The sequence below is a fragment of the Streptomyces lydicus genome (assembly GCF_000717345.1).
In the GTDB taxonomy this organism is placed as follows: Bacteria; Actinomycetota; Actinomycetes; order Streptomycetales; family Streptomycetaceae; genus Streptomyces; species Streptomyces lydicus.
In genome coordinates, this window is sequence record NZ_JNZA01000086.1 from 1 (window position 1) to 2,282 (window position 2,282).

Annotated in this window: 2 protein-coding genes; both read right to left on the reverse strand. The window is 78.5% G+C overall.

Going from position 1 to position 2,282, the window contains the following annotated elements; translation table 11 throughout:
- On the reverse strand, positions 1-1,137 hold a 1,137-nt coding region (gene mycP / locus OO62_RS36060; RefSeq protein WP_051733907.1), incomplete at its 3' end, for a type VII secretion-associated serine protease mycosin.
- Positions 1,134-2,282: hypothetical protein (locus OO62_RS36065; RefSeq protein ID WP_033271958.1), on the reverse strand; the 1,149-nt coding region annotated here is incomplete at its 5' end. The genes OO62_RS36065 and mycP, both read right to left, overlap by 4 nt.

Here is a 2,282-nt window from a genome sequence, read left to right on the forward strand (position 1 = left end):
GGTCAGCAGCCGGCGGATCTGGGCGGGGCTCAGGCCGGGGCGGGCGGCGCGGATCAGGGCGATGGCGCCGGAGACAAAGGCGGGGGCGGGGCCGGGGCCGAAGTAGCGGTGGGCGTACGCGGCGGGGACCGGCTTCTGGGGGGCGGGCTTGAGGGTGGCGGCGGCCTTGAGGGCGGCGGCGGGGTCGATCAGGCCGGCGCCGTAGTCGTCGTCGCGGCCGCCCTCCGGGGCGTCCTGGGCGGTGCTGGTCAGCAGCCGGCGGATCTGGGCGGGGCTCAGGCCGGGGTGGGCGGCGCGGATCAGGGCGATGGCGCCGGAGACAAAGGCGGCGGCGGGGCTGGTGCCCCAGCCCGAGAGGTAGCTGTCGCCGGTGCCGGCCATGACGATGGCGTCGCCGGGCGCGCTGACCGTGGCGTACCAGTGGCGGGTGGAGAAGCGGGCGCGGGCGCCCAGATGTGTGACGGCGGTGGCCGCGATGACGCCCGGGTAGGCGGCGGGGTACGAGACGTGGTTGCCCTTCAGGCCGCCGTTGCCGGCCGAGGCGACGACGGGGATGCCCTTGCCGAGGGCGTACTGGACGGCGGCGTCCTCGCGCGGCTCGGGGTGCGCGGACTCGCTGTCGTCGCCCAGCGACATGCTGATCACGTCGGCGCCGTGGTCGGCGGCCCAGCGGATGCCGTCGGCGAGCGCGCCGGCCTTCTCGGTACGGGCCCGTTCGCGCTGGGGGTCGTTGTCCTCCAGGATCACCCGGACCGGCAGGATGCGGGCCTCGGGGGCGACACCGAGGACGCCGTCCTGGTTGCCCGCGCCGTGGCCGCGGCCGGCGATGACGCTGGCCATGCCGGTGCCGTGCCGGGCCCAGGCCCCCTCGCCGGGGCCGGCGCCGAAGCCCACCAGGTCCTTCTCGGGCAGGACCTGGCCCTTGAGGTCGGGATGGTTCGCGTCGACACCGGTGTCCAGGACGGCGACGGTGATGCCCTTGCCCTTCGTGGTGTGCCACGCCTGCTGTGCGTGGACGGCCTCCAGCCCCCACTCCTGGGCGCGCAGCGCGTCGGCGTGTGCGGGCACGGCGGGGAGCACCGCGAGCGCCGCGCAGGACAGGGCGACGGCGGCGCCGCGCAGCAGGGCCTTCGTCATGGTGAGGACTCCGTGGTCTGCGAGGGGAGGCCGGCGGCCGTGCGGAAGTCCGCCGCGACGCGGTCCGCGAGGTCCTTCGCGTCGTGGCCCAGGCCGGACTCGGCCGGGGCGGTGGTGGCGCCGGACCGGGTGGCGGCCTCGGCGGGCTGCGGCTCGGTGACGGCGCGGCCGTCGGCGAAACCGGAGACGGCGTAGACGATGACCGGGACGTCGGTGAGCACCCGGACGGTCCAACTGGCGCGCTGCGCACGGCCGAAGCCCTCGGCCGGGGTGCCCTTGGGCGCGTAGGGCAACGGCATCAGGTCCGTGCGGTTGGCCAGGTTCTTGGTGCTGAAGCGGGTGTTGAGGGCCATCATCCCGGCCGGATCGGTTCTGGCGGTCTGCGCGCCGACGGTGATGAGGCTGCTGTGGGTGGCGTCGACGTAGGTGGCGCGCAGCAGGCGGGCGCAGCCGGCCGTGGCGAGCGCCTGGGCGAGCCGGGGGTCGTAGGCGTCGGCGCAGCCGCTGTCGGGGGCGACCGCGATCCGGGTCCAGGTGCGGTCGGCGCCGCCGGGGCCGACGCCGAGGCCGTTGACGGTGCGCGGGAAGAGGGTGTCGACGGGGGTGCTGTGCCAGACGTCGTGGCCCGTGGTGAACGCTTCCTGCGGGCTCGGCGGGGCGTCGGCGGAGTCGTCGGTGAGCCAACTCCCGGCCGCGGCACCGCCGATGAGGCCGATGCCGAGGACGAGGCAGGCCGCGGCGGCCAGCGCCCGGGCGCCGGGGCGGCGGGCGGACGCCGGGCGGCGCGGGGGCGTGGCGGGCATGCCGGGCCGGGCCCCGGCGCGCTGCGGCGGCAGGTGGCTGCCCGGCCAGGGCGGCGCGGGGCGGTCGGCGGCGGGCCGCGGCGGTTCGCCGGCGGGCGCCGCGGCGGGCTCGCGGCCCGGGGTGTCCGGGCCGTCGGTGCGCCCGCGGGCGGCGTTCCACAGTTCCTGGCTGTGGGCCAGGTGGAAGGCGGCGGTGTCGCGGAAGGCGGCGGGGCGGCCGGCGGGCGGTGGCGGTGCGGCCGGGGGTGTCGGCGCGCGGTCCGGGCGGGGCGGCGGCTGCGTGCCCGGCGGCGCGGGCGGGGGTGCGGTGGGACGCGGGGGGACGGCCGGGGTGCCGGGGGG